This window comes from Halostagnicola alkaliphila (assembly GCF_055379965.1).
Genome location: NZ_AP043826.1, coordinates 3,143,666 through 3,167,420 on the forward strand (window position 1 = coordinate 3,143,666; position 23,755 = coordinate 3,167,420).

The 23,755-nt window shown below is 63.7% G+C and carries 18 protein-coding genes; 5 read left to right on the plus strand and 13 right to left on the minus strand.

Translation table 11 applies throughout. From position 1 onward, the window contains the following. Positions 1-145 precede the first annotated feature (145 nt). Positions 146-1,162, minus strand: coding sequence for a lysylphosphatidylglycerol synthase transmembrane domain-containing protein (locus tag ACZ5C7_RS21160; RefSeq protein ID WP_464378232.1), 1,017 nt, complete (start codon positions 1,160-1,162; stop codon positions 146-148). Positions 1,163-1,228: 66 nt separating this feature from the next. Further along, positions 1,229-3,121 (minus strand): S9 family peptidase, encoded by a 1,893-nt coding sequence (locus tag ACZ5C7_RS21165; RefSeq protein WP_464378233.1) that lies wholly within the window; start codon positions 3,119-3,121, stop codon positions 1,229-1,231. Between the two features lie 329 nt (positions 3,122-3,450). On the opposite strand from ACZ5C7_RS21165, the gene ACZ5C7_RS21170 reads away from it, so the two are divergent. Continuing rightward, on the plus strand, positions 3,451-4,197 hold the full coding sequence (locus tag ACZ5C7_RS21170) for a hypothetical protein (protein ID WP_464378234.1): 747 nt from the start codon (positions 3,451-3,453) through the stop codon (positions 4,195-4,197). A gap of 74 nt (positions 4,198-4,271) precedes the next feature. Then, positions 4,272-5,333 (plus strand): glycosyltransferase family 4 protein, encoded by a 1,062-nt coding sequence (locus tag ACZ5C7_RS21175; protein WP_464378235.1) that lies wholly within the window; start codon positions 4,272-4,274, stop codon positions 5,331-5,333. Between the two features lie 58 nt (positions 5,334-5,391). Here ACZ5C7_RS21175 and ACZ5C7_RS21180 read toward each other — a convergent pair whose 3' ends face one another. Together ACZ5C7_RS21180 and trpB are read right to left on the minus strand one after the other, a co-directional pair. Beyond that, positions 5,392-5,562, minus strand: coding sequence for a hypothetical protein (locus ACZ5C7_RS21180; protein WP_464378236.1), 171 nt, complete (start codon positions 5,560-5,562; stop codon positions 5,392-5,394). A gap of 213 nt (positions 5,563-5,775) precedes the next feature. Beyond that, positions 5,776-6,930, minus strand: coding sequence for a tryptophan synthase subunit beta (trpB, locus tag ACZ5C7_RS21185; protein ID WP_464378237.1), 1,155 nt, complete (start codon positions 6,928-6,930; stop codon positions 5,776-5,778). Positions 6,931-7,202: 272 nt separating this feature from the next. Between trpB and ACZ5C7_RS21190 the strand changes: the two genes are divergently transcribed. Beyond that, the gene (locus ACZ5C7_RS21190; RefSeq protein WP_464378238.1) at positions 7,203-8,621 is read left to right on the plus strand and encodes a hypothetical protein; all 1,419 of its coding nucleotides are present in this window, start codon (positions 7,203-7,205) and stop codon (positions 8,619-8,621) included. A gap of 50 nt (positions 8,622-8,671) precedes the next feature. Here the strand turns inward: ACZ5C7_RS21190 and ACZ5C7_RS21195 are convergent, their stop codons facing one another. The 4 genes from ACZ5C7_RS21195 to folP all read right to left on the minus strand — a co-directional run bounded on the left by ACZ5C7_RS21195 (position 8,672) and on the right by folP (position 13,439). Beyond that, positions 8,672-9,769, minus strand: coding sequence for a glucosidase family protein (locus ACZ5C7_RS21195; RefSeq protein WP_464378239.1), 1,098 nt, complete (start codon positions 9,767-9,769; stop codon positions 8,672-8,674). A gap of 36 nt (positions 9,770-9,805) precedes the next feature. After that, positions 9,806-10,579: a hypothetical protein gene (locus ACZ5C7_RS21200; RefSeq protein WP_464378240.1), complete on the minus strand. Its 774-nt coding sequence runs from the start codon at positions 10,577-10,579 to the stop codon at positions 9,806-9,808. A gap of 91 nt (positions 10,580-10,670) precedes the next feature. Next, the gene (locus tag ACZ5C7_RS21205; RefSeq protein ID WP_464378241.1) at positions 10,671-10,877 is read right to left on the minus strand and encodes a hypothetical protein; all 207 of its coding nucleotides are present in this window, start codon (positions 10,875-10,877) and stop codon (positions 10,671-10,673) included. Positions 10,878-10,943: 66 nt separating this feature from the next. Further along, on the minus strand, positions 10,944-13,439 hold the full coding sequence (gene folP, locus ACZ5C7_RS21210; protein ID WP_464378242.1) for a dihydropteroate synthase: 2,496 nt from the start codon (positions 13,437-13,439) through the stop codon (positions 10,944-10,946). Positions 13,440-13,621: 182 nt separating this feature from the next. On the opposite strand from folP, the gene ACZ5C7_RS21215 reads away from it, so the two are divergent. Then, positions 13,622-13,882, plus strand: coding sequence for a hypothetical protein (locus tag ACZ5C7_RS21215; protein WP_464378243.1), 261 nt, complete (start codon positions 13,622-13,624; stop codon positions 13,880-13,882). 57 nt (positions 13,883-13,939) lie between these two features. On the opposite strand, the gene ACZ5C7_RS21220 is transcribed toward ACZ5C7_RS21215, so the two are convergent. The 5 genes from ACZ5C7_RS21220 to ACZ5C7_RS21240 form a co-directional block, all read right to left on the minus strand. Further along, the gene (locus ACZ5C7_RS21220; RefSeq protein WP_464378244.1) at positions 13,940-15,517 is read right to left on the minus strand and encodes an acetolactate synthase large subunit; all 1,578 of its coding nucleotides are present in this window, start codon (positions 15,515-15,517) and stop codon (positions 13,940-13,942) included. A gap of 90 nt (positions 15,518-15,607) precedes the next feature. Beyond that, on the minus strand, positions 15,608-18,832 hold the full coding sequence (carB, locus tag ACZ5C7_RS21225) for a carbamoyl-phosphate synthase large subunit (RefSeq protein ID WP_464378245.1): 3,225 nt from the start codon (positions 18,830-18,832) through the stop codon (positions 15,608-15,610). Between the two features lie 621 nt (positions 18,833-19,453). Then, entirely contained in the window at positions 19,454-19,987 is a 534-nt protein-coding gene (locus tag ACZ5C7_RS21230; RefSeq protein WP_464378246.1) for a DUF5815 family protein, read from the minus strand. Positions 19,988-20,380: 393 nt separating this feature from the next. Continuing rightward, positions 20,381-22,480 (minus strand): PQQ-dependent sugar dehydrogenase, encoded by a 2,100-nt coding sequence (locus ACZ5C7_RS21235; protein ID WP_464378247.1) that lies wholly within the window; start codon positions 22,478-22,480, stop codon positions 20,381-20,383. Between the two features lie 198 nt (positions 22,481-22,678). Then, complete coding sequence (locus tag ACZ5C7_RS21240; protein ID WP_464378248.1) at positions 22,679-23,089, minus strand: DUF7124 domain-containing protein; 411 nt, start codon at positions 23,087-23,089, stop codon at positions 22,679-22,681. Positions 23,090-23,242: 153 nt separating this feature from the next. On the opposite strand from ACZ5C7_RS21240, the gene ACZ5C7_RS21245 reads away from it, so the two are divergent. Next, entirely contained in the window at positions 23,243-23,707 is a 465-nt protein-coding gene (locus ACZ5C7_RS21245) for an SHOCT domain-containing protein (RefSeq protein ID WP_464378249.1), read from the plus strand. Positions 23,708-23,755 lie beyond the last annotated feature (48 nt).

Sequence of the window (23,755 nt, forward strand, 5' to 3'; positions counted from 1 at the left end):
CCGCCGAGCGAGAAGCCCTTGAGGCGTCGATCGAGTTCACCGGATTTCCGATCGCGCTGCTCGTCAGTTTGGGACTCCTGGTGCGCTCGATCGTCTGAATAGGGCGGCCTTGCGCGGGATCGTTGGAAACGAAAGTCGGTCGAGTTTAAACTCGTACCCTGTGTGTCCCGCTAACGGAGAGATAGACGGCCCCGAGCCCGCCGACCACGAGGTGCGTCCAGTAGGTCGTCAGTCGGTAGAGGATGGCCGCGGCGGTCGCCACATCTCCCGAAACGCCCGCCGTCGCAACGAGGAGACTCGCGAGCACGACTTCGATGCCGCCCGTTCCGCCGGGAACGGGGAGGATTCCGCCGAAGGATGCGAGCGGCGCACAGACGAACACCAGCGCCAGGGAGACGTCGACGCCGAGGGCGAGCAAGGCGAAGTAAAGCGGTAAGGCGTTGACGGTCCAGCCCACGATCGCGATCGAAAACGCCGCGAGGAGCGTACGGCGGGAGGCCTGAATTCGCTCAAGCGCCGTGAAAAACCCATCGACGCGATCCGTGAGGACGCCCTTCTCTGCCGGCACTCGAGGGAGCTTCGTGACGACGGTTTCAGACCGGGAAGCGCCGTCGTAAATCATCGTTTTCGCCCACCCGCGGTTGACGGCGACGACGAGTGCGCCCGCAACGATCACGCCGCCGCTGCTGAGGATGAGAACGTTCGTAAAGATCTCCTCCGTCGAGCCGCCGGTCGCCGCGAACACCGCGAATCCGAGGACGACGACGAGGAGACTCGCGACGAAGTTAAACACCTCTGCGGTAGCCACCACCGCGAGGTTGTCCTCGAACTTCGACTCGGAGTTCGCCGCGAGCAGGTACGCGGTAATCGGCGTCCCCGTCGAGCGGCCCCAGGGAAGCGCACTCCGGGCGAAATAGCCCGACAGAAAGGCCGTGACGAACGAAATTCCCTTGGCTCCGTCTCCGATCGGGACGAGCAATCGCTTGACGACCAGCCCCCGGAGTGCGAGCATTCCGACCCCGGCGACTACCGCGGCGGTGAGCGCAGCAGGGCTGGCCTGCTGGACGTTCTCGAGGACGTCCTCCCACCCGACGCCGTAAACGAGAAACGCTACGAGCGCTATCGCGACGAAGAGCCCGCCGGCCGCGCGTCGCCAACGCATACGCCTCGTTCGGGGACACGGACGGTTAACTATCGTGCATCGGCGATGTTGTCCGATTGTTGAGTATTATACATGTTCGTCGAGGAAGTCGGCGATTTCCGCGTAGGCTTCGATTCGGTTGTCGAGTTTCGAGAAGCCGTGGCCCTCGTCGCCGAATATCAGCTTTCGGACGGGAACGCCCTGCTCTCGAGCCAGTTCGACGATCTGCTCGGCTTCGCCGACCGGAACGCGAGGGTCGTTCTCGCCGTGGAGAACGAACAGGGGAGCCTCGAGCGCCTCGACGTTATTGATCGGTGATATTTCCTCGAGGAACTCGCGGTCGTCGGCGAGCGAGCCGTACTCCGCCTCCCTGAGTTTGCGCCGCCAGTCGCCGGTGTTCTCGAGGAAGGTGACGAAATTGGCGATACCGACGACGTCGATACCCGCCGCCCAGAGGTCCGGGTACTCGGTGAGGGAGGCCAGCACCATGAAGCCGCCGTAGGAGCCGCCCTTGCACGCGATTCGATCGGGGTCGATCGCGGGGTGGTCCCGAAGCCACTCGACGCAAGCGCGGATGTCCGCGACCGAGTCCATGCGCTTTTCGACGTCGTCGAGGCTCGCGTACTCGCCGCCGTAGCCCGACGAGCCCCGGACGTTCGGTTCGAAGTAGGCGTACCCCCGATTCAGGAAGTACTGCTTGACGCCCGAGAACGACGGTCGACGCTGGCTCTCGGGGCCGCCGTGAATGTCGACGATGACCGGCGTCTCACCCTCCTCGGTCGATTCGGGGAGGGTGAGATAGCCCGGCACCTCGAGGCCGTCGGGGGGAGTTTCCCCGTCAACGCCGAAACTCTCGACGTGCTCGAGGTTCGACTCGCGAAACGTCTCGCGGGGAATACCCGCCGTCGGTGCCGCGGTCCACCGCTCGGTTTCGCCGGTTTCGACCTCGACGACGAAGACGTTCGTGTTGATCGTATCGCCCGAGGTCGAGAGCGCGAATCGCTCGGCGTCGGGACCGAAGCTCACCCCGCCAGCGATTCCGCCCGGCAGGTCGGGTTCGGGGAACGTCTCGAAGGAAGTCGGCTCCGCGGCGTCGAACTCGCCGACGGTGAGGTCGGTGTACCCCTCGACGTTCCGCGAGTAGACGAACCGACCCGTCTCGTCGTCGACCGCGATTCCGTCGACGTTCCACTCGCCACCTTCGACAACCGTCTCGAGCGTATTCGTCTCGAGGTCCAGATACGCCAACTCGAGCGTATCGGAATCCCTGTCAGTAACCAGGTAGAGTCCCGGACTCTCATCGGCTCCGTCGGGAATCGGAGCCCAGCTCGCGCTCTGGTATCGAACGTCGCCCTCGTGGGGCGTGAGGCGCTCGAGTTCGACCGATTCGGGGTCGATTGACTCGAGGTCGCCGGTGTCGTCTGTGGCCGCCTCGAGGTCGAGCACGTACAGATCCTGATCGAAGTTCGAGTAGGCCTTCGAAACGAGAAGTTTCGAATCGTCCGGACTCCACCCCGAGAGGGTGAGCCAGCCGTCGCCCTCGGTGACGAGCGTTGCTCCGTCGCCAGTCTCGTCTCGGTTCTGAACGTACACGTCGAAGACCGATTCGTCCCGACGATTCGACGTGAACGCGAAGCGGTCGCCGTCGCGGCTCCAGCCACCCCAGCGGTGTTTAGACTCGGGCTTCCGAGTCAGGTTCTCGATGACGCCGGTCTCGGCGTCGAGTCGAAATAGTTGGGCGCGCTCGTCGCCGCCCTCGTCCATCCCGAAGATCAGTTCGGGACGCTCGGGCGACCAGGATGCGAAGCTCACCTGTTCGTCCGTAAACGTCCGTTGTTCGGGCCAGGAGATCGGATCCTCGAGCGTCCAGACCTGCGAGACGCCGGTGGTATTCATCAGAATGGAGAGGCGCTCGCCGTCGGGACCGAACGAAGCACCGTAGGCGCTGCGGATGTTGAGATAGCGTTCGATATCGTACATCGGGTGCGTAGAACATATTGAGACAACCCAGTAACCGTTTCCCCTCGATTCGTCCGTGACCGACCCGCGATGGAAATTCGTTCCGCCTGTAGGTCCGGCCTAGGCACCGTTCCGGTGGATGCAACGGTTCTCTTATCGGTTAGTCGCCGCTCCGTCCCGCGGGTATCGACGCCGCTCGAGATTGGTCGAACGGATAGGCACCGAGGAGTTGTGGCGGGATTCCCTCCTCACGTTCGCTCACACGGTCCGCAGGGATTGAAAGCGGGCGACCAGGACGGCGGTGTTCGGTATGCATAACAAAACGGCAGAATCCGGAACGAAACAGGACGATGGCAGACGAGGTCGATTCCACCGACGAAGAACAGGCCGCGCCAGTCACGACAGTCCTCGTCACGGTTCTGGTCGTCCTCGTCGCGTTCGGGTTGACCATCGCAGTGGTCGGCCCGGAATTTTTGGATGGCGAAACGTCCAGCGGTGACGGCGTCCCCGAGTCGATCGGCGTCCTCGACGGCATCTCCGACGGCACGTCGGATACCGACTCCGACGATATTCTCGGGAATGAGACCGAAAGCGACGAGAATTCGTCGGATGAAGACGATAACGGATCGGCCGACGATGCGGAGAACGAATCGGCGGATGAATCAATCAATGAATCAGTAGACGCTATAGGAAATGAATCCGATAGCGACGGGAACGTGTCGGTGGACGGCGAGGACGGGTCCGACGGCGAGAGCAACGACGGGAACGAATCTGACGACGAAGCGAACGAGAGTAGCGACGATACTGAGGAGTCGGACGGCGACGAGTCCGACGAGAGTAGCGAGGACGAAACCGAATCGGAGGAATCCGACGACGAGGACGAGAGCGAAGAAGACGCAGATAGTGACGAAAGTAGCGAGGACGACGAAGCGGACGAGTCAGACAGTGACGAAGCGGACGAGTCAGACAGTGACGAAACGGATGAGTCAGATAGCGACGAAGATGATTCGGATGATGACGACGGTGGCGGACCGTTGGATGGACTCGGCGATTACATCAGCGACACGGTAGAAGATGCGATGCCCGGCGACGACTAAGTCTCGGATTCGACTTGCTCGGCGCTTCGATAACTTAGGTGATTTTTTAATCCGGGGCTACGTCCCGACGGCATATGCGCATCGCGTTCGTCTCGTTCGAAACGGTCGATCACCGCGACACCGAGACGAACCAGCGGTTTCAGGCGACTCTCGAGTTGCTTCGAGACGGCGGCCACGACGTCCACGTCTTCTGCGCCCAGTTCTGGTCCGGCGAGGAGTCCGTCCTCGAGCGCGACAGCGTTACATACCACGGCGTTTCGACCGGTCTCGACGCGAGCACGTCGTTTCTGCTTCGACTGCCCTTCGTCCTCGCCTCGTTCGGACCCGACATCATCCACGCGAGCGCGGAGCCGCCGGGCCAGGTCATCGCGGCCAAGTGGGGCTCGAGACTCGCTCGCGTCCCGCTCGTCGCCGAGTGGTACGGCGACGGCGGCGTCGACGACGACAGGACGACCCGATGGGCGACGAGTCAGCCCGATCGGATCGTCCCTCCCTCGGAACTCGTGGGAACCTGGGTTCGCGAGATCGGCGCGGACAGAGAGCAAGTGACGCCGATTCCGAACCGGATCGATATCGAGCGGATACAGACGGTTGCGCCCGGAGAGCGCGTGGAAGTGGTGTACGCCCGTCGACTCGACGAGGGAGCGAACCTCGAGAGCCTGTTGCTCGCCCTGGCCGAGATGCGACGCCGAAGCTGGAACGCGGTCATCATCGGCGACGGCCCCGAGCGCGAGTACTACGAGGGACTGGCGAGTGATCTTCGGATCGAGGACCGACTTACGTTCGCCGGCGAACTCCCGCGCGAGGACCGGATCGCCGTCTACCGGGGCGCACACGTCTTCGCTCAGACCGCCGAACACTGCGTCTTCCCGACGGAGATGCTCTGGGCGCTCGCCGCGGGTTGTGTCGGCATCGTCGAGTACCACGCGGACTCGAGCGCCCACGAACTCGTCGAGGGGTGGGATCGAGGCTTTCGAACGACCAGCGAAGAGGAGTTGACGAACGCTATCGTCGGTGCCGGCGACCTCGAGTACCGCGACTACGACGACCGGTTCGACGCCTACGACGAACGGCCGATTCGAGAGCGATACCTCGATAGCTACCGAACGCTCCGAGAGGACGCTGGCAGACTGTGAACGGCTAAGCCGAACCCGATTCGTACATGAAGGCTCGGGACCGACTCTGACCGTACGCTCAGACCGACTGTGCGAGCGACCAGCCGAGTGCGCCGGCGACGAGTAAAAACAGCAAGACACCGACGAAAACGATGGCCTCCGTGAGAAGGGGCCACAGCAGGACGGCCAGGACGGCGACGACTAGGACGATGACGACGTTGAGGCGATGAACGATCGCGTCTTCTGACATTACTCCCAAAGGGATTTTCGTCCAATAAATAGCTTTGGTAATAACTGATCAACTCGTACGGACTGCTGTAACGATTTACCGGTGGTGAGTCGAACCGTGTGAGACGAGTCTCGGTGGAGGAGCGAAGCGAGTCAACCGTTGCAACCGCAGGACGGGTCGCGGTTGCACCAGAAATGACTTACAGCAGTCCGTATCAAAGGAGAACTGCGACGGCTACAGGTCGAATTTCTCGGCTGCGGTCTCCATATCCTTGTCGCCCCGTCCCGAGAGATTGACCAGAATTCGCTCGTGATCGGTTTCTTCAGCCAACTGAATCGCTCGAGCGAGTCCGTGGCTGGACTCGAGTGCGGGGATAATCCCCTCCGTTTCGCTGAGTTCCCGGAACGCGGCCAGCGCCGCGTCGTCGGTGACGCCGGTGTATTCACACCGGCCGACAGCCCGAAACATGGCGTGTTCGGGGCCGACACCGGGGTAATCGAGCCCCGCCGAGACGGAGTGGACGTCGACGTCCTCGTCGATGACGCGCGTTTTCATCCCGTGGATAACGTCGTCTTTGCCGCTCGCGAGCGGTGCCGCGTGGCGACTCGAATCGGAGCCTTCGCCGCCGCCCTCGGCGCCGTAGAACGCGACGCCATCATCGTCTCGGAAGGCGTGAAACAGTCCGATCGCGTTCGAACCGCCGCCGACGCAGGCGACCGCGGCGTCAGGCAGTTCGCCGGTCCGCTCTTTGAATTGCTCTCGAGCTTCCGTCCCGATGACGCTCTGGAAGTCCCGGACCATCCGCGGGAACGGGTCCGGTCCGACGACGCTCCCGACCAGGTAGTGTGTATCCTCGACGTTTTCGGCGAAGTCTTCGAGCGCGGCGTCGACGGCGTCGGCCAATCCCTCCCCGCCGCGGGTCACCTCGTTGACCTCGGCACCCATCAGGCGCATCCGGAAGACGTTCATCTCCTGGCGCTGGATATCCTTTTTTCCCATGTATATCTCCGTCTCGAGGCCGAGCAGGGCGCCGACCATCGCCGTCGCGGTGCCGTGCTGGCCCGCACCGGTCTCGGCGATCAGTCGATCCCGACCGGCCCGTTTCGCGAGCAGCGCTTGGCCGAGCGCGTTGTTGATCTTGTGAGCGCCGCCGTGGAGCAGGTCCTCGCGCTTGAGGTAGATCTCGGCCCCGTAACGCTCGCTCAGGTTGCTGGCGTAATACAGCGGCGTCGGACGGCCGGCGAACTCCTCGAGGAGCCCGCGAAGGTCGGCCTGAAACTCGTCGCTGGTTCCGATTTCGTCGTATGCGTTCGCCAGTTGCTCGAGCGGCTCTCGGAGCGGTTCCGGCACGTGTCGACCGCCGTACCCCTCGAAGTTTCCGTGAGACATAGTCTGGGTGCAGTTACGGCCTCATCGTAATGTATGTTTGTGATAGTCGGCGCGAAGAGGCGACACCCACGTTCCGATCGGCGAACCTGCGCAAGTGCGCCGGCGTATTATCCCCGAGCGCGCGGTAGACACCGTACTCGATCGATGATCGATATCCTTCCGAAAGACGATGGTTCTCACAGCGCATTCGAAGGCGGAGCGCCTCGTCCGGGACGAGCACCGGAAAGCCGTCAAAGGATCCAGCGCCGAAAGACGACGACGAGGCGGCGACAATGAGGGTTTCGCGGCTCCTCGCGGGCGAGCGGTCCACGCCGCCCGCGCTTCCGAACTTCGACTCGACGACGGTCTGTCTGCGCGCCGCGGCTCGATACCTTCGCGGGGAGGAGTTTCCCGCCCTCGGGATGATCAACCCGAAACTGGTTCCGATCGCCGCGCGACTCAACCGACTGCCCAAACGCGTTCGAACTGGAATCTACACGCAGGGTGGTGCGAACGAAGGGATCTCGCCGGATTCACTCGGCGATGTCGACGTCGAGCGGTTCCGCCGCTGGGTCGTCGAACAGTATCCGACTCGAGGCTATCCGGCGGTTATCGTCGGCTCGAGCAACGGCGCTGCGGTCCATCTGGCCGCCCTGTTGGGGATTCCGTGGCTTCCCCAGACGTTCCTGGTTCCGATCCGACGCTCCGTGGGGCCCGACGAGATCCGGGAGGATATCGAGTGGGGTCGCGAACACGCGCCGGCGTTTCTCGAGGCCAATCCGAACGTCTCGCTCCACCAGATGCACGACCCGAATCAGGACCGGCTGATGGTCCGAAAGCTGGCGTACTTTCGAACGAAGATCCGCACGCTCGGACCGGCTTACGAAGCGTTCCTCGAGACGGTCCTCGAACCGGGCGGGACGATCATTTCGCTCGAGTGTGAGTACGAGTGGCCGGCGATTGACCTAGGCGAACGGCACAGCTTTCAGGTCGGCGGCCTCGGCGGACTCGAGCCCCGAGAGTACTACGAGGGGTCCGATTCGGTCGCGTCGTTCCTCGCGAAACAGAACGCGGGGATACGGGAGTGGGACACGCCGGTGCCCGACGGCGAAGTTCCCGAGTCCGAGTGGGGATTCGATCCGGCGCTTCGCGGGGACGTCGAACGAGTCGCGGAGGAACGAGGGTACGACGTTCGTCGGCTCGCCTTCGACGACCCGCGGGACCTGAGCCCGTTCGTCGCAGACCTGTACCGACGGCGGTACGAGGCCCGGGGCCGCTCCGTGGATCGACTGCTCAACCAGTCGTTCGCCCTGCTCGAACCCTGGTGGACGATCCGCACCGGCTCGGTCCCCTACTGGTCCGCGTTCAACACGGAATCGGACGCCGCCCACCTTGAGTCGTACCTCGAGGAGACCGAGCCGTACGACGAGATCCGAACGACGCTGTTCTCACACGGCATGGAATCCGCGGGACTCGCGTCGATCGACCGCTGGCGCGAGGTCCTCGGACGGGCTCGAGACGAGGCAGGGTTCGTCGGCGTCGACACCGACGAGTTCCCCTACGATATCGAGACGCAGGTTCGGTATCACGCCGATCTTCCCGATGAAATCGGCTCGAGACACCCCCACTTCCCGCCGCTTCCCTTCGATGAATTCGAATCGATTATCAACGACGCCGAGAAGGAGTACGCGCTCGAGTGGGAGGCAGTGTGAGTGCTCGAAAGCGGCATCGAGCGAACTTCCCGATGATATTCAAGGGGCGTTCAGTCGCTCCCGCGAACGTACTCCGTCCAGAGCGCAGCGGCGACGGTGAAATCCTCCGCGCTGGCGTAGCCCCGTTTGAGGTACGGCCCGCCCTCGAGGGTGAGCACCTCGAGAAAGTTCCCGTAGAGACTCAATCGGCGTTCGATTCGGTCGACTTCCGCTCGAGCGCGGTCGTCGAACCCGTAGCGCTCCAGGCCGACGGCGTACATGAAACTGTTCCAGGGCCAGACGTGATAGTGATAATCGCGGTGGAGCGCGAAGAACGGATGCACTTCGGTGCGAGCGAACGGCCGCGCTCGCATTCGGAGTCCGGCCGTTGTCTCGAGTTTACCGAGTGATTTCGCAACTGTCCGTGCGCGTTCGTCCTCGAGCAGTCCGAAGTACAGCGGGATCACGTTCGCGTCGCAGGCGAGCGTCGCGGAGCGACGGTGTTCGGCGAAGTGACTCCCGGTCCAGAAGGTCGAGACGAGACCGTCGCGGATCTCCGAGGACCGGCCCGTAAACGCCGTCTCGATATCGCGTCGCTCGAGGCGCTCGGTCGCGGCCAGCAACATCGCCGTGTTGTACGCCTCGCGAGGCCTTCTCGCCGAATCCCACCACGAGCTTCCCGAGCCGCTGACGATCGACCGCTCCTCGTCGAAGAACTTCTCGCGGTGGCGCTCAGCGAGGCGCTCGAGTTCGTCGACGCGGGCTCGAAGCCGGTCACACTCCGCGAGGAGGATGACCAGCGCCGGGAACGTGTCGACGCCTTCGGACGGCGTCGCGGCGCAGTACTCGTCGTGGAAATCGGTGTAAAACACGTCCCCGCGACGGTCGGCGGACAACTGATCGACGAGCCAGTCGCCGGATTCGCGAACGGCCTCGTCGAATCCCGCTAGCGACAGCCCCCGAGCCGCGAAACAGAGATCTCGAGGCCAGACGCCGCGAAAGTGGCCGCCGGATTCGAACCCGCGCTCGGCTCGTTCGGCCAGGATCTCCCTGGCGGCCCGCTTGAGCGAGCCCCGATGGCGAAACCCCGAACGGCGTTTCTCCGCGTAGTGGCGAAGTCGGCGGCGGAGCTCCCGCTCGTAGTAGCGAACCGTCGGGACGAGGGTCATTCCGCCGAACTCGTGACGTTCCAGGGAGAACGCAACTTACTCCTCGAGTTCGTCGCCATCCTCGCGCTCGTCCGGGGTGTCGGCCCGCATGTGGGACGCGTCCTCCTCGACGGTCCCCTCGGGCTCTGTTCCTTCCGTCTGGGACGGCTCGGCCTGTTCCGGATCCGGACCGGTCGCCTCGCCGGGTTCGTCCGCGAGCGCCGAATCCGAGACGTCGACCTCGACCTCCTCGCCGTCCGTGTTCCGTCTCGGGTCGTCGTCCTCGGCGTCGACCCCCGGCCTGTCTCGAGGCCCGGCGTCGGTTTCCTCGGTAAACTCGATCTCCGACTCGGAGTCGTCGTCTCGAGGAGCCCCGAACTCGGCGTCGGCGCTACCGTCGCCGTCCTCGTCGGTCTGGGAGACGCGTCCGAGATCGTGGCGTTCGGTCGCGGCGTGTGCCTCGTCGGAATTCGCTTTCCCATCCGTTTCGTCCGCTGCTGGTTCCCCTTCTTCGTCGTCAGTTTGGGTTCCTCGAAGATCGAGCACCCGTTCTACTGCCGTCCCGTCTCGGTTCCGTCGCTGGTACTGGCCGATTTTGAGGAGTCCACCGCCCAGAGCGAGCTGTCCGATCGCACGGAACCTGCCTCGAGCGATCGATCGAACGCCCGCCAGGACGAACGCGCCGCCGCCCGCGAGCGCCAGCGAGCCGTCCCCTACACCCGTCCGGAGGAGTGATTTGGCCGTCTCGAGTCCCGGTTGCTCGTGGTCGTCGGCACCGTTCGTCTCGAGCCCCAGTTCGTCCGCGGCGTCGGAAAGAGGGTCCTCGGTCATTGTATTCAGTCGCGGGCGAGGCCCGCATTCGATAGAGATACGAACTCGAGACGGTTGAAACGTGGGCCGGCAGCTGACTACAGGGCCGAGATCAGCTATCGGGGGAGATGGCTTCGACAGCAACCAGTACCCTGTAAAGGAGGTAGATCACGACAAGGTTCAATCCGGCGACGATCAATAGGAGGGAGGCTATCAATCCGACCTGGATCAGGACGAAGAAAATCAGCGTAAACCCGACGATGAACGCGATCGATTCGAGTGGGGAATCGAGCGGAGTACCGGCAGTGGACGAGGCCATACTCCGGTGCAGAGAGCGGATGGACATGAGCGTTTCCTAACTAGTCCGTGCGAAGCCGAGTCCGACCTACCACTCGAGTTCGTCGTCGGCCACCAAATCCGGATTTCCGACGGCGAGTGCCGTCTTTACGGCGGCGACGTTTTCGGGCACGTCGTGGACGCGGACGATATCGGCGCCGCGGTCGGCCGCGAGGGCGGTGGCCGCGACGGTCGGGACGAGTCGGTCGTCCGACTCGTCGGTGACGGGATCGAACATCGATTTGTGAGAATGACCGATGAGAATCGGCGAGCCGAGCGCCCGAAGCTCGGCCGTTCGGCGCAGTAGTTCGAACCCTTCGCGAGGTGACTTTCCGAATCCGAGCCCCGGATCGACGATGATCTGCTCGCGGTCGAGCCCGGCTTTCTCGGCGAGCAACACCCGTTCGGTCAACTCGTCGATCACGTCCTCGACGACGTCGTCGTACTCGACGTCTCGATCCGGAACGACGGGTGCGTCGATGCTGTGCATCACGATCAGCGGCGCGTCGTACTCGGCGGCGACGAAGCGCATTTCCGGATCCTCGAGGCCTGAAACGTCGTTCAGGATGTCCGCACCGGCCTCGAGCGCGGCCTCGCCGACGGCCGCCTTGCGCGTATCGACGGAGATGAGCACGTCGTCGGCCAGCGTCCCCTCCCTAAGCTGTTCGACGACGGGGACGACGCGGTCGATCTCCTCCTCGAGCGAGACGGGATCGGCCCCGGGCCGAGTGGATTCGCCGCCGATATCGATTACGTCCACGCCCGCCTCGATCATGGCTTCGGCGCGAGCCACGGCGTCCTCGAAGTCGCCGTACTCGCCGCCGTCGTGGAAGCTGTCGGGCGTCACATTCAGGATACCCATCACCGCCGTTCGGTCCTGCCACGGATACCGGTGGTCGGGAGCCGAAACGCCGATGTCGAGCGTCTCGCGCAATTCTCGAGCGACTTCAGCCAACCCGTAGGGCTGGGCCTCGAGTTTGTCGGTCAGCCGTTTGAACTGCGAGAGCGTCCCCATCAGGACGGCGTCGGTTCGTTCGTCCTCGCGCTGGAGTCCCGAAAGGGCGCACTCGCCGCCGAGACTCAGCAGTTCCTGTTTCAGATAGGAGGCCTGTCTGTACTGCAGGTTCGTCTTGACGACGCGGTGGACGGCCTTCCCGCGCATTCGGTAGACGCCTTTCTCCGTGACCTCCGCGCTCTCGAGGGTCTCGCGGGCGTCCTCGAGCGAACGGATCCGCTTTGGCACGTCCGCAGAGGTCCACCGAGATCGGGCCTCGGCGATGGCGAACAGCGAGCCGGTCACGACCACCGCGTCGTCCTCGCCCGCCGCCTCGAGGGCGCTCGAGAGTGCATCTTGGACGGCTGATTCGGTGTGCACGTCGTCAGCCTTGACACCAGCGTCGTCGAACACCTCGGCGAGGACGGCTCGGTCCTCGGCCCGATCAAGCGTCGGCTCGCAGGCGATGACCGAATCGGGCGTCGGCAGCGCCGTCGCCATCTCCCGGTGATCCTTATCGTGCATCGCTCCGAAGACGAGGTGGAGATCGTCGTACTCGTACGTCGAGAGCGTTTCGGTGACTCGCTCGCACGCGGCGGGATTGTGCGCTCCGTCGAGGACGACCAGCGGCTCGGTATCGAGCACCTCGAACCGGCCCGGCCAGTGGGCGTTTCGCAGCCCGCGGGCGAGTTCGTCGTCGGTGACGTCGGTCACCTGTCGGGCGAGCGTCGCCGCGATCCCGGCGTTCTCGGCCTGGTGTTCGCCCGGAAGCGGAATCCGCGTCTCGAGGTCCCAGCCCTCCCCGACGATTTCGATTTCGGCTTCGATGTGGTTCACCCGGCCGCCGTATGTGACGCGAACGTCCGGAGCGCCCTGACCGATCGCCTCCGACTCGCCGTCTTTGCCAACCGTCACGACGTCGCCGGCAACGTCACGAACGTCCTCGAGCGTCTCGTCGGTAACGCCGGTCACGAGCGGTGCGTTCGCGGGCGCGACGTGGGCCTTGTCTCGAGCGATTTCCGCTCTCGTCTCGCCGATGATCCCGGTGTGTTCGAGACTGACGCTCGTTACCGCGCTCGCGATCGGATCGACGACGCTCGTCGCGTCGAACTTCCCGCCGATACCGACCTCGAGAATCGCGACATCGACGTTCTCGCGGCCGAAATACCACAGTGCGAGTCCGGTCATCGTCTCGAAAAACGTCGGCGACTCGCCGTCCGCGCCGCGTTCGGTAACGTATCCTCGACTCGATTCGACGAACGTGGTGACCGCCGAGCGCGGAATCTTGCGGCCGTCGACGCGAACGCGCTCTCGCAGATCCTCGAGGTGTGGCGAGGTGTAGATTCCGACCGAGAGGCCGGCTTCGCGAAGGGTTTGCTCGAGCATCCGCGCCGTCGACCCCTTGCCGTTCGAGCCCGCGACCTGGACGAAATCCACGTCTTCGTGCGGGTTCTCGAGGTGGGCGAGGAGGTCGGCCGTCGACTCCGTCCCCGGTTTCGGACGGAATCGCCGCAGACTAAAGAGGAAATCCGCCGCCTCGTGATACTCCATATCTGATGCAGAGAGTCCGTCCGCTTTAGGGTTGCGCAACGGCGCTGACCCGGTCGTCTCCCCCCGGAACAGGCCCGCGCATATTCGATCGACTGATGGTCAGGATACTGCGACGTTCGGACTTTCTTACCGTTCTATAAGAGAGAAAACTTATGATGTGGTGTTCGAATTTGATGCAATGTATGACACAGCTACTGACGATAGGAGGACGCGGAACGCCGTCTAACTTCGAAATTACCGTTGACGGAACCATCAAACCGGTTTCCGAGGACCCATTCGAAGACGCAATCATCGCTTCGGGGACCACCGTCGAAGGAGCCGTCGACTCGGATCACCTCGAGTTCCAGTTTTCCGGCGAAGTCACGGACATCACCGTCACCGGCGGCCAAACGGACGTCGAAATCGACGGGGAAGCGGTCGACCCGGCCGAGTACGTCGCGTAATCGCGTCGAAGGGAAACAGGGACTGTCGGTTTTCTGCGGACGACTCGGCAGCCGAATCTACAGTCGGATCTCGATCAGAGCGAGTTCGTCGGACGGGACTGCGGTCGCCAACGCCCGTTCGACCTCGTTCCGGGTCTCGGGTCGAAACGACTCAACCCCGAACGAGTCGGCGAAGGTTACGAAATCTGGGTTCGTCAACTCAGTCCCGAACTGCTCCCCGCGGTGGCCGCGCTGTTGTTCGGAGATCAGTCCGTAGTCCTCGTCGTTGAACACGACGACCGTGAATCCGCAGTCGAGCCGCGTCGCAGTCTCGAGCTCCGCGGCGTTCATCAAGAACCCGCCGTCTCCGGTGCCCGCGACGACGTTCGCGTCGGTCGCGAGGTCGGCAGCGAGCGCTCCCGGAACGGCAATTCCCATACTCGCCAGTCCGTTCGAAATGATGCAGGTGTTGGGCTCGTACGTCGGGAACGCCTGCGCGATTTTCATCTTGTGCGTGCCGACGTCGGAGACGAGCACGTCCTCGTCGGCCATCGCCTCGCGCAACAACGGAAGCGTGTTTTCGACGGTGAGCGGATCGGCCTCGTTCGGCTTCGTCGTCGCCCCCTCGAGAATCCGATCGTGGAGATCTGTACACCACAACGAACACGCGTCGGCCGAGATTCGATCGTCGATCGCCGCGATCGACGCGCCGATATCGGCCACGATCTCCACGTCGGGAATGTAGTGTCGATACACCTCTGCGGGCTCGAGATCGACGTGAACGATCGATTTCTCGAGAGCAGGATTCCAGCCCTCCGGATCGTGCTCGGCGATGTCGTAGCCGACCGCGACGACGCAATCTGCTCGGTCAATCGCTTGCGCGGCTTCGCCCTTGGGCCCCGAATCGAGCGTCATCAACGACGCATCATTGCGGTCGGAGATCGCTCCCTTCCCCATGTACGTCGCGACGACCGGTATCTTGAGGTGCTCGACGAGCGATCGAACGGTGTCGGAAGCGCGAGTCCGGACCGCGCCGTTACCGGCCAGAATAATCGGGCGTTCGGCCGATTCGATCAGCGTCGCGGCGCGGTCGACCGATTCGCCGTCGGGGTCCGGCCGACGAACCTGCTCGCGGATCGGGATCGGCGTAGAGTCGATCTCCTCGCGAGCCACGTTCTCGGGGAACTCGAGGTGGGTCGCGCCGGGCTTTTCGTACTCCGCGAGCTTGAACGCTTTGCGCACCGACTCGGGAACGATTTCGGGGTCTGCGATCTGTGCGTTCCACTTGACGACCGGTTCGAACACGTCGATCACGTCGAGCGCCTGGTGGCTTTCCTTGTGCAATCGCTCTCGATCGCCCTGCCCGGTGATCGCGACGACCGGGCTCTTATCGAGTTGAGCGTCGGCGACGCCGGTGATGAGATTCGTCGCGCCGGGACCGAGCGTCGACAGACAGACGCCCGCCTCGCCGGTTAACCGACCGTACACGTTGGCCATGAACGCCGCTCCCTGTTCGTGGCGCGTCGGAACGAACGTGATCTCGGAGTCCCGAAGCGAGAACAGCAGATCCTCGATTTCCTCGCCCGGTACCCCGAAGACGCGGTCAACCCCCTCGGCCTCGAGACAGTCGACGAGCAGATCGGATGCGCTCGGCATGGGCGTCGCTCCGCGCTCTCGATAGAATAGTGTGTACCCTGCAGAAGATCCGACGCGACGGTTCGTGAAATTAGCGGCGGGTTGGGAAAATTACTCGCCGGCTCCCCAGCGAGCCGTTCGCTTCGGACGATCGGAGATCGTTTCGACCTCGAGATCACCCTCGGCCGCCTCGAGTCCCTCGACGTACGCCTTCGCGCTGGCTTCCGTCGAAAGGTACGGGATCTCCTCCTCGACGGCCATCTCGAGCGAATCGCGGTCGCGGCTGACGACGAAGTCGACCTTTCCTTCGCGGATCGCCTGCGGGACACCGCCGGACTCCGTCCGGCTCTCCGACGAGCGTGGCTCGTCGCCGTCCTCGAACGTCGCGACCTCGAAGTGGTCCTCGAAGCCGTCGATGTCGAAGTCGACGACGGCCGTTCCGGAGCTGACGGCGTTCGAAGACGCCTGCTGGGCCTTCCAGTAGGCCGTTCCGAACTCGCTGGCCGTTCCCATCACTTCGCCGGTCGACTTCATTTCCGGGCCGAGACGCGGGTCCGAGCCCGGCAGCCGGTCGAACGGGAGGACGACTTCTTTGACGGAAGTGTGTTCGGGGATCTGCTCGTCGACGCCGAGACTCTCCAAGGTCTCGCCGGCCATCACTTGCGCGGCGAGTTTCGCGATCGGAACACCCGTCGCCTTCGAGACGAACGGAACGGTGCGCGAGGAGCGCGGATTGGCCTCGAGAACGTACACCTCTCCGTCTTTGACGGCCAGCTGAACGTTCATCAGCCCCCTCGTCTTGAGTGCCGACGCGATGTCTTCGGTCACTTCGCGAACGCGCTCGAGCGTCTCCTCCTCGAGCGAGCGCGGCGGGATCATACAGGCGGAGTCGCCCGAGTGAACCCCCGCGCTCTCGACGTGTTCCATGATACCGCCGATGAGCACCGAGCGGCCGTCGGCGACGGCGTCGACGTCGAGTTCGACGGCGTCCTCGAGGAACTCGTCGACGAGGATCGGTTTGTCCGGCGCGACGCGAACCGCTTCCTCGATATACTGCTCGAGTTCGGCGTCGTCGTGGACGACCTGCATCGCGCGACCGCCGAGCACGTAGCTCGGACGGACGAGTACGGGGTAGCCGATGTCGTGGGCCAGCTCGAGGGCTTCTTCCTTTGAGGTCGCCGTCCCGCCGTCGGGCTGGGCGACGCCCATCTCGTCCATGAGTGCGTTGAAGCGGTCGCGGTCCTCGGCGAGGTCCATCGCTTCGACGCTGGTGCCCATTACGTCACAGTCCAGACCGCGACGTTCGATCTCGTCGTGGAGCGGTTCGCCGATGTTGACCGAGGTCTGGCCGCCGAACTGGATCATGACGCCGTCGGCGTCGGCCGCCTCTGCGACATCCGCGACCTCTTCGGCCGTAATCGGCTCGAAGAACAGCCCGTCGGAGGTGTCGTAGTCCGTCGAGACGGTCTCTGGGTTGTTGTTGACGACGTGTGCGTCGATGCCTAACTCTCTCAACGCGCGAACCGCGTGGACTGAACAGTAGTCGAACTCGACGCCCTGTCCGATACGGATCGGGCCGCCGCCGACGACGATGATGCTCTCGACGTCGCGGTCGACCTCGAGCTCGCCCGCGGCGGCGTCGCCGACGAGCGGCCCCTTGTCGAACTCCGATTTGCGCGCGGAGTAGTAGTACGGCGTCTCCGCCTCGAACTCGCCGGCGCAGGTGTCGACCTGCTTGTACGTGCGCCCGGGGACGTCCGTTTCGACCGTATCGACCGTCGATCCCGTCGTCGCGGCGATCGAGGTGTTCGTATGACCCGCGATCGCGGCCTCGGTGAAGTCGCCGTTCTGGGCGGCGCGCATCGACTCGGCGATGCGGTGGTATCGTTCCGCGTACCACTCGAAGATACCCGTCAGTTCGACGACCTCTTCGGTGGTGTAGCCGCGCTCGTAGGCCTCGAACATCGCGTACGGACGGTCCGGCGACGGGCGCTCGAGGTAGCGTTCCTCGAGCTCCTCGTCGCTCACATCGTCCCAGTCGACGTCGGGGTCGTACTCGGTCGAGCGCAGCGATTTCAGCAGACTCTCCTCGAAGGTTCGTCCGATAGCCATCGCCTCGCCAGTCGATTTCATCGCCGTCGTCAGCTCGAAGTCCACGTCGTCGAACTTGTCCTTGGGCCATCGTGGGACCTTCGTGACGACGTAGTCGATCGCGGGCTCGAACGCCGCGGTCGTCTCGCCCGTGATTTCGTTGTCGATCTCGTGGAGGCGCTTGCCCAGCGCGACCTTCGCGGTCACGCGAGCGATCGGGTAGCCGGTCGCTTTCGAAGCGAGCGCCGAGGAACGGGAGACGCGGGGGTTGACCTCGACGACGCGGTACTCGCCGCCCGGCGTGCCGTCGTCGTGCCAGGCGAACTGGATGTTACAGCCGCCCTGAATGCCCAGTTCGCGAATCACGTCGAGCGCCGCGGTGCGCATCTCTTGGTGACCCTTGTCGGGAACGATCTGGGAGGGCGTCACGACCGTCGACTCTCCCGTGTGGATCCCCATCGGGTCGATGTTCTCCATGTTGCAGATGATGATACAGGAGTCGTCGGCGTCGCGCATGACTTCGTACTCGTACTCGACCCAGCCCGCAATGGACTCGGTGATCAGGACCTCGCTGTTTCTCGAGAGTCGAAGTCCCTTGCGGACGCGGGCCAACAGTTCGTCGAATTCGTGGACGACGCCCGATCCCGAGCCACCCAGCGTGTAGGTGGTGCGTGCGATAACGGGGAGGCCACCGACCTCGTCGACCGCGGCCTGCACGCGGTCCTCGAGGTCCGCCTCGGTCAGCTCCGAGACGGCTTCGTCCTCGTCGAGCGAAATCGTCGTCGAGGCCGGAACCGGCTGGCCGATCTTCTCCATGCGCTGGCGGAACAGATCTCGGTCCTCGGTCGCGTAGATCGTCTCCAGCGGCGTCCCCATGATCTCGACGTTGTGTTCCTCGAGAACGCCCTCCTCGGCGAGTTCAGCGGTCACGTTCAGTCCCGTCTGGCCGCCCAGCCCGGCGATGACGCCGTCGGGATTTTCTTTGGCGATGATCTCGGAGATCGCCTCGGTCGTGATCGGCTCGATGTAGACTTCGTCGGCCATTTCCGGGTCCGTCATGATCGTCGCCGGGTTCGAGTTCACGAGGACGACTTCCGCGCCTTCCTCCTGCAGGGCTCGGCAGGCCTGCGCGCCGGAGTAGTCGAACTCCGCCGCCTGCCCGATCTGAATCGGGCCGCTGCCGATCAGCAGGATTGTGCGCCCGTCGCCCGCGATGTCACCCGCGCTCTGGTGGTCCGTACTCATTGGTCTTGTTCGTCCGGAGTTCGTACATCGTAATAAGCCCCACGAAACAGTACGATTCTCGAAATCGAATTTCGAATTTCGAATTGGAGTGAAGTATTTTCGGATCGAAACGACCGGCCGACCACTCGGCGGTGGCGCGCGCTGGTGCGGCGCTCGAGCGTCGCACCCAATTCGTGCGAGGGTGGCGGTGAATGCGAGGGCTGAACAGAGTGAAGCCCTCAAACGGTGAGCGGGGAGCGAGACACGGCGAAGCCGGGTCTCGACAGCGAACGGTGATTGAAAAGAACCGTGAGTGGAACGACCCGCGAACGAAGTGAACCGCCACGGCTGGGGTGGGCGAGGGGCGAACGAAGTGAGCCGCGAGCGTGGAGGCTGCGGTGGGTGGGATCGAAAGGGGCCGGTCCGCTCGCGCGTTCTGCGTGCCGTTAGCACTGCAGGTGAGCACCGCGAGCCGAAGCGCGCACGCACACAGAACGCTCAGAGCGGGGCGGGGGCTTTCAGAGACCCTATACCTAGTGAGTTAGGCAAACGAGAAAAGCCCATTCGGCTGACACCCACGACCGACGAGGTAATTAACACAGGAGGGGAGTAGCATTGAGGTATCCGCGCAAGCTGAACTACCTACATCGCCCGATCGTGTTCGGTCTCGAACTCTCGCTCCCGGCGATACTCCTCGACGAAGGCCTCGACGTCGAACTCGAGCATCTGCCGTTCGAACTGCGAAATCGCCTGGTCGTCCCCGGCGTGGCTCATCGCGTGGTCCATGAGTTCGATCACGAGTTCGACGACGATTTCGTGGAGTCGCCTCGAGTCGAATTCGGTCACCCAGACCAGCGTGTAGCCGACGCTGCCATCGTCGGCCGCGTCGTAGGACGCGACCTCCTCGGGGAACTCCTCTAGAGTGACCCCCAGCAGGTGCGGCGTGCCGAAGCTCTCGAACTCGTCTTCGACCTCGATGGTCTCCTCGAGCACCGCGACGAACGATTCGGGGAAAAATCTCGAGGGCGGATGCACGTCGGTGACGACGGCGTGAGTCTCGCCGCACGAGCAGTCGTACTCGCGCATCCCCAGATCGATGTCTCGCGGGTCGATCTCGGTCCCGCAGGGAAGTTCAAAGGTGCCGATATCGTCACCCGGAACGCGAGGTGTTGCCATTGTGCCACGTTCGGCCGGTGAAGGCATAAGCGCGACGCCTCGCGGCGGAGCTGGACGACGTCTCGAGACGAAACGAAGAGCACGAGCGTTGCGCCAACGAGGGAGGCCTTTCGAGGACCCACGTTCTCGGGTCCCCGTATCAAAGGGGTTTTGTAGTGCGAGAAAAGAGGTGCAGGTAGACGGCACGGTCTGGCAGTTACCTTTCGACCCGCGTGGTTTCCACGTGTGGTCACGCTGACTGACCTACCCCGTCTTTCTACAAACCACGAGCGACTGCGCCCGCACTCGTGTAGACACCGAATCGAGAGCGACAGCGCCGCGCACGTTCGAGAAAACAAGAAACGACGAATAAAGCAAAAACGACGAATCGAATGAACCGAGCGGGAGGCCTGCTCAATCGTCGTTTGCAGACTCGTTGTCCTCGTCGTCAGTCGCTTCGTCGTCCGCTTCATCCTCGTCCGTCTGTTCCTCGTCTTCTTCGTCCACGTCGCCCGGATGTTCGTCTTCGTCTTCGATATCCTCGTCGTCGTCGTCCGGCTCTTCTTCGACCTCCTCGGGAGCCTCGAGTTCGACGCCTTCGCCCTCCGGAACGATCTCGAGGACGACGCCGGTGTCGCCCTCGGGGACGCCGATCTGGTTCGCGAGGATGTACACTTCGCCGTCGGCTCCGCGACCGAACTGACGGACGAAGTGGTGGAGTTCGCCGTCCTCGCCGCCGTCGAAGACGACCTCCTCCATCTCCCAGAGGTCGTCTCGCGGCCGACCGCCGTACTCGTCGCGCTCGACGGATTCGGGGTCGGTGTCGATGTCCTCCGGCGTCGCGGCGAACACGCGACCCTGGGGCTGTTGGCGACCCTGGTCGACCGTCCAGTCGCCGAAGATGTACTGTCCCTCGAGTTCCTCGACCGTGTCGTCCTCGTAGGTGTGGCCGCCGATGATGACGATGCCGACGCCCTGACCCTCGTAGACCTGCGGATATTCGATCACGGGGTCGGAAAGTACTTCGCCGTCGCGGACGTCATCGGGCGTCTCCATCGGACACTCCTCCGGCGGCGTCGCCGGCGTATCCGTGCTGAAACAGTGCGATCCCTCCCTGACGTTCCAGCCGTAGTTGTTCCCCGCTTCGATCTCGTAGGCCGCTTCGTAGAGGACCTGTCCAGCGTCGGCGACGATACACCGATCGTCCTCGCTGAACGTGATACCGAAGGGATTGCGAAGTCCCCACGCGTAGTACTCCTCTAAGCCCTCGCCCTCGAGGTCCTCTCCTTCCGCGAAGGGGTTGTCTTCGGGGATACCGTACTCGCCGAACTCCTGGTCTTCCTCCTCGTCGACGTCGATTCGGAGGACGCCGCCGAGCAGGTTTTCCTCGGTGTCCTGTCCGTTGCCGCCCTCGTTCTCGTCGTACCAGTCCTCGACGTGGCCGTAGTCGGAGTCGTTTCCGCCACCGCCGTCGCCCATTGGGTAGTAGAGGTAACCGTCTGGACCGAAGGCCATCGGGCCGCTATCGTGGTTGAACTGCGGGTGCTGAATCTCGAGGATCGATCGTTCCGAATCCGGATCCGCGGTTTCGCCGTCCTCGTCGACCTCGAACTCCGAGAGCACCTGCACGTGAGACCAGCCGTCGGGCGTCTCGTCGTCCGGCGGCGCGCTATAGTTGAGGAACACGCGGGAATCGTCCTCCGGGTGGAACTCGAGGCCGAGCAGGCCGCGCTCGTCGTAGTCGCCTTCCGGGTCCGCGTAGCCGCCTGCGAACTCCTCCCCGACATCGACCATTCGATCGCCGATGTCGAGGAACGGGTCGTCCTCGATTCCGTCGTCGCCGATGCGGTAGACTTCCCCCATCTGGTCGCTGACGTACTGGTAGTCGGTTCCCTCGGGGTCGTGGAAGTCGGTCGGCGCGACGAGTCCCTCCGCGACGGGCTCGACGCCGACGGTCGGCCCTTCGGGGAAGTACGGCTCGGCTTCCTCGTCGGGATCTTCTTCTTCCTCCCCGTCCGTGGTGATGTCCCCGCGCATCGTCTGGGGGTGGGGCTCGCAGTAGTACTCGGCCATCTCGTCTTCGGCTTCGAACTCCACCGTTTGCGTCTCGCCTTCCCCCTGTACGATCTCCGTCTCGACTAACTGCTCGCCGTCGTCGTCGATGATGACGAAGTTGTGACCGATCCCGTCGATGTTCTCCCACGTGAGCTCGTAGGTTTCGCCCTCTTCGAGCTCGAGGGTCGGATTCGTCTCGTCTGCAATCTCTTCGGGCGAGACGCCGACCCAGCCGTCGCTCACCCCGTCGAGTTCGATTTCGGACTCCTCGAGTTGGGCCGCGCCGACGCCGCCGAGCCCGGCAACAGCCGTGGTTGCCGCCGCCGTCTGTAAGAACCGCCGCCGCGATGGACGGACGGGAGACCGCCCCTTCCCGGTCGAATCCGATCGCCCGTCACCGTCCGACCGCCCGTCGCCCGGTTCCGATGCGTCTCTCCTCCGATCGTTGTTGTGCGTCATCGTCTAAATCTTGCCGAGGCGCTCAAAGGGTCCCACCGACCGTTACACCGACAGTCCGATGCTGTAGGCTGGAACCGTCGATAATCACAACATTATCCGCTGAAACAACCACGGTAGTAAAGGATCGAGGAGTAAGTAGCGGCAATCAGTTCCGAGAACGGCGCGTCGGCTCGAGTCGCGACCGGTCCGAATACTCGCTTACGGCCAATCGTCTCGAGACGAGTCCGTCTCGATCTCCTCGGGTGTCGTTTCGGTGGCCATCGTCCAGTCGGCGGCCTCGGCGGCGTCTTCGATGTCGAGGTACTCCCAGTCGAGTTTTTCCGCGCGGGCTTCGTCGTCGTCGCTCGCTCCGATGAAGACGTAACGGTCCGTGTCGAACTGCCCTTTGACGCCGCTGAGACTTTCGTCGACGCCGCGCGGTCCCGAGAAGAAGTCCTGACGAACGCGGTTCTTTCGCGTGAAGTTCGTCACGACGTAGGTCGGTTTCTCGGAGACGACACCGATGTAGGTGGTCCAGCTTCTGGCGTCCTCGAAGACCTCTTCGGGGGAGGCGACCTCCTTGAGCGCCTCGAGTTCGAACGCCAGGGTCATGTCGCTATCGCCGTTCATAGACGGACGAAGGCGTGGCCGAGGCAAAACGGCTTCGATACCGAAACCGACGCGGCCGAGAGTAAACCCAACGTGACCGATACCGAAACCGCCCCGGCGGTCCCGCGGGTCGACCGGCAACGCTTTTCAACTCGAAAGTCGTACGCGACTGTCATGAGCGAAGCCGGTCCGCTCGAGCGCCTTCGACGGAACGTTACCGGGGTGTTCGCGATTCTGATGGCCGGGGTCGCCGCCGTCGGGTTCGCGACCGGAACGACCTGGCTCATCGTCGCGGGCGTGTTCGGCGTCTTCTTCGGATCGGCGCTCGTCGCGCTCCTGTTCGGTGACCGAGCGGCCGTCGAGGAGTGGTGGGGCGAGGAAAAAGCAGAACAGATCGACGCCGGCGAGAAAGAGACGAATCCGCTTGAGGAACTCAAGGGTCGGTACGCCCGCGGGGAACTTTCCGAAGCGGAGTTCGAGCACAAGACCCAGCGGCTGCTCGAGGTGGACGAACTGGCTCGAACGGGCGATAGCGAGCGCGCGGCCGGTTCGAAAGAGCGGTCTGCCAGCAACGAGAACGCCGCCGATTCCGACTTCGATCGGAGCGACACCGAACCAGACGAACGAGAGTTGGTGTGAGCGGGGAGCCGAATCGGTCGAGGCAAGTATCAGGGTAGAACCGCTCGA

What these genes read in the sequence shown, in the direction of transcription:
- ACZ5C7_RS21160 (WP_464378232.1), bottom strand. Translation starts at nt 1,162, where the DNA reads ATGCGTTGGCGACGCGCGGCCGGCGGGCTCTTCGTCGCGATAGCGCTC.
- ACZ5C7_RS21165 (WP_464378233.1), bottom strand. Translation starts at nt 3,121, where the DNA reads ATGTACGATATCGAACGCTATCTCAACATCCGCAGCGCCTACGGTGCT.
- ACZ5C7_RS21170 (WP_464378234.1), top strand. Translation starts at nt 3,451, where the DNA reads ATGGCAGACGAGGTCGATTCCACCGACGAAGAACAGGCCGCGCCAGTC.
- ACZ5C7_RS21175 (WP_464378235.1), top strand. Translation starts at nt 4,272, where the DNA reads ATGCGCATCGCGTTCGTCTCGTTCGAAACGGTCGATCACCGCGACACC.
- ACZ5C7_RS21180 (WP_464378236.1), bottom strand. Translation starts at nt 5,562, where the DNA reads ATGTCAGAAGACGCGATCGTTCATCGCCTCAACGTCGTCATCGTCCTA.
- trpB (WP_464378237.1), bottom strand. Translation starts at nt 6,930, where the DNA reads ATGTCTCACGGAAACTTCGAGGGGTACGGCGGTCGACACGTGCCGGAA.
- ACZ5C7_RS21190 (WP_464378238.1), top strand. Translation starts at nt 7,203, where the DNA reads ATGAGGGTTTCGCGGCTCCTCGCGGGCGAGCGGTCCACGCCGCCCGCG.
- ACZ5C7_RS21195 (WP_464378239.1), bottom strand. Translation starts at nt 9,769, where the DNA reads ATGACCCTCGTCCCGACGGTTCGCTACTACGAGCGGGAGCTCCGCCGC.
- ACZ5C7_RS21200 (WP_464378240.1), bottom strand. Translation starts at nt 10,579, where the DNA reads ATGACCGAGGACCCTCTTTCCGACGCCGCGGACGAACTGGGGCTCGAG.
- ACZ5C7_RS21205 (WP_464378241.1), bottom strand. Translation starts at nt 10,877, where the DNA reads ATGGCCTCGTCCACTGCCGGTACTCCGCTCGATTCCCCACTCGAATCG.
- folP (WP_464378242.1), bottom strand. Translation starts at nt 13,439, where the DNA reads ATGGAGTATCACGAGGCGGCGGATTTCCTCTTTAGTCTGCGGCGATTC.
- ACZ5C7_RS21215 (WP_464378243.1), top strand. Translation starts at nt 13,622, where the DNA reads ATGACACAGCTACTGACGATAGGAGGACGCGGAACGCCGTCTAACTTC.
- ACZ5C7_RS21220 (WP_464378244.1), bottom strand. Translation starts at nt 15,517, where the DNA reads ATGCCGAGCGCATCCGATCTGCTCGTCGACTGTCTCGAGGCCGAGGGG.
- carB (WP_464378245.1), bottom strand. Translation starts at nt 18,832, where the DNA reads ATGAGTACGGACCACCAGAGCGCGGGTGACATCGCGGGCGACGGGCGC.
- ACZ5C7_RS21230 (WP_464378246.1), bottom strand. Translation starts at nt 19,987, where the DNA reads ATGGCAACACCTCGCGTTCCGGGTGACGATATCGGCACCTTTGAACTT.
- ACZ5C7_RS21235 (WP_464378247.1), bottom strand. Translation starts at nt 22,480, where the DNA reads ATGACGCACAACAACGATCGGAGGAGAGACGCATCGGAACCGGGCGAC.
- ACZ5C7_RS21240 (WP_464378248.1), bottom strand. Translation starts at nt 23,089, where the DNA reads ATGAACGGCGATAGCGACATGACCCTGGCGTTCGAACTCGAGGCGCTC.
- ACZ5C7_RS21245 (WP_464378249.1), top strand. Translation starts at nt 23,243, where the DNA reads ATGAGCGAAGCCGGTCCGCTCGAGCGCCTTCGACGGAACGTTACCGGG.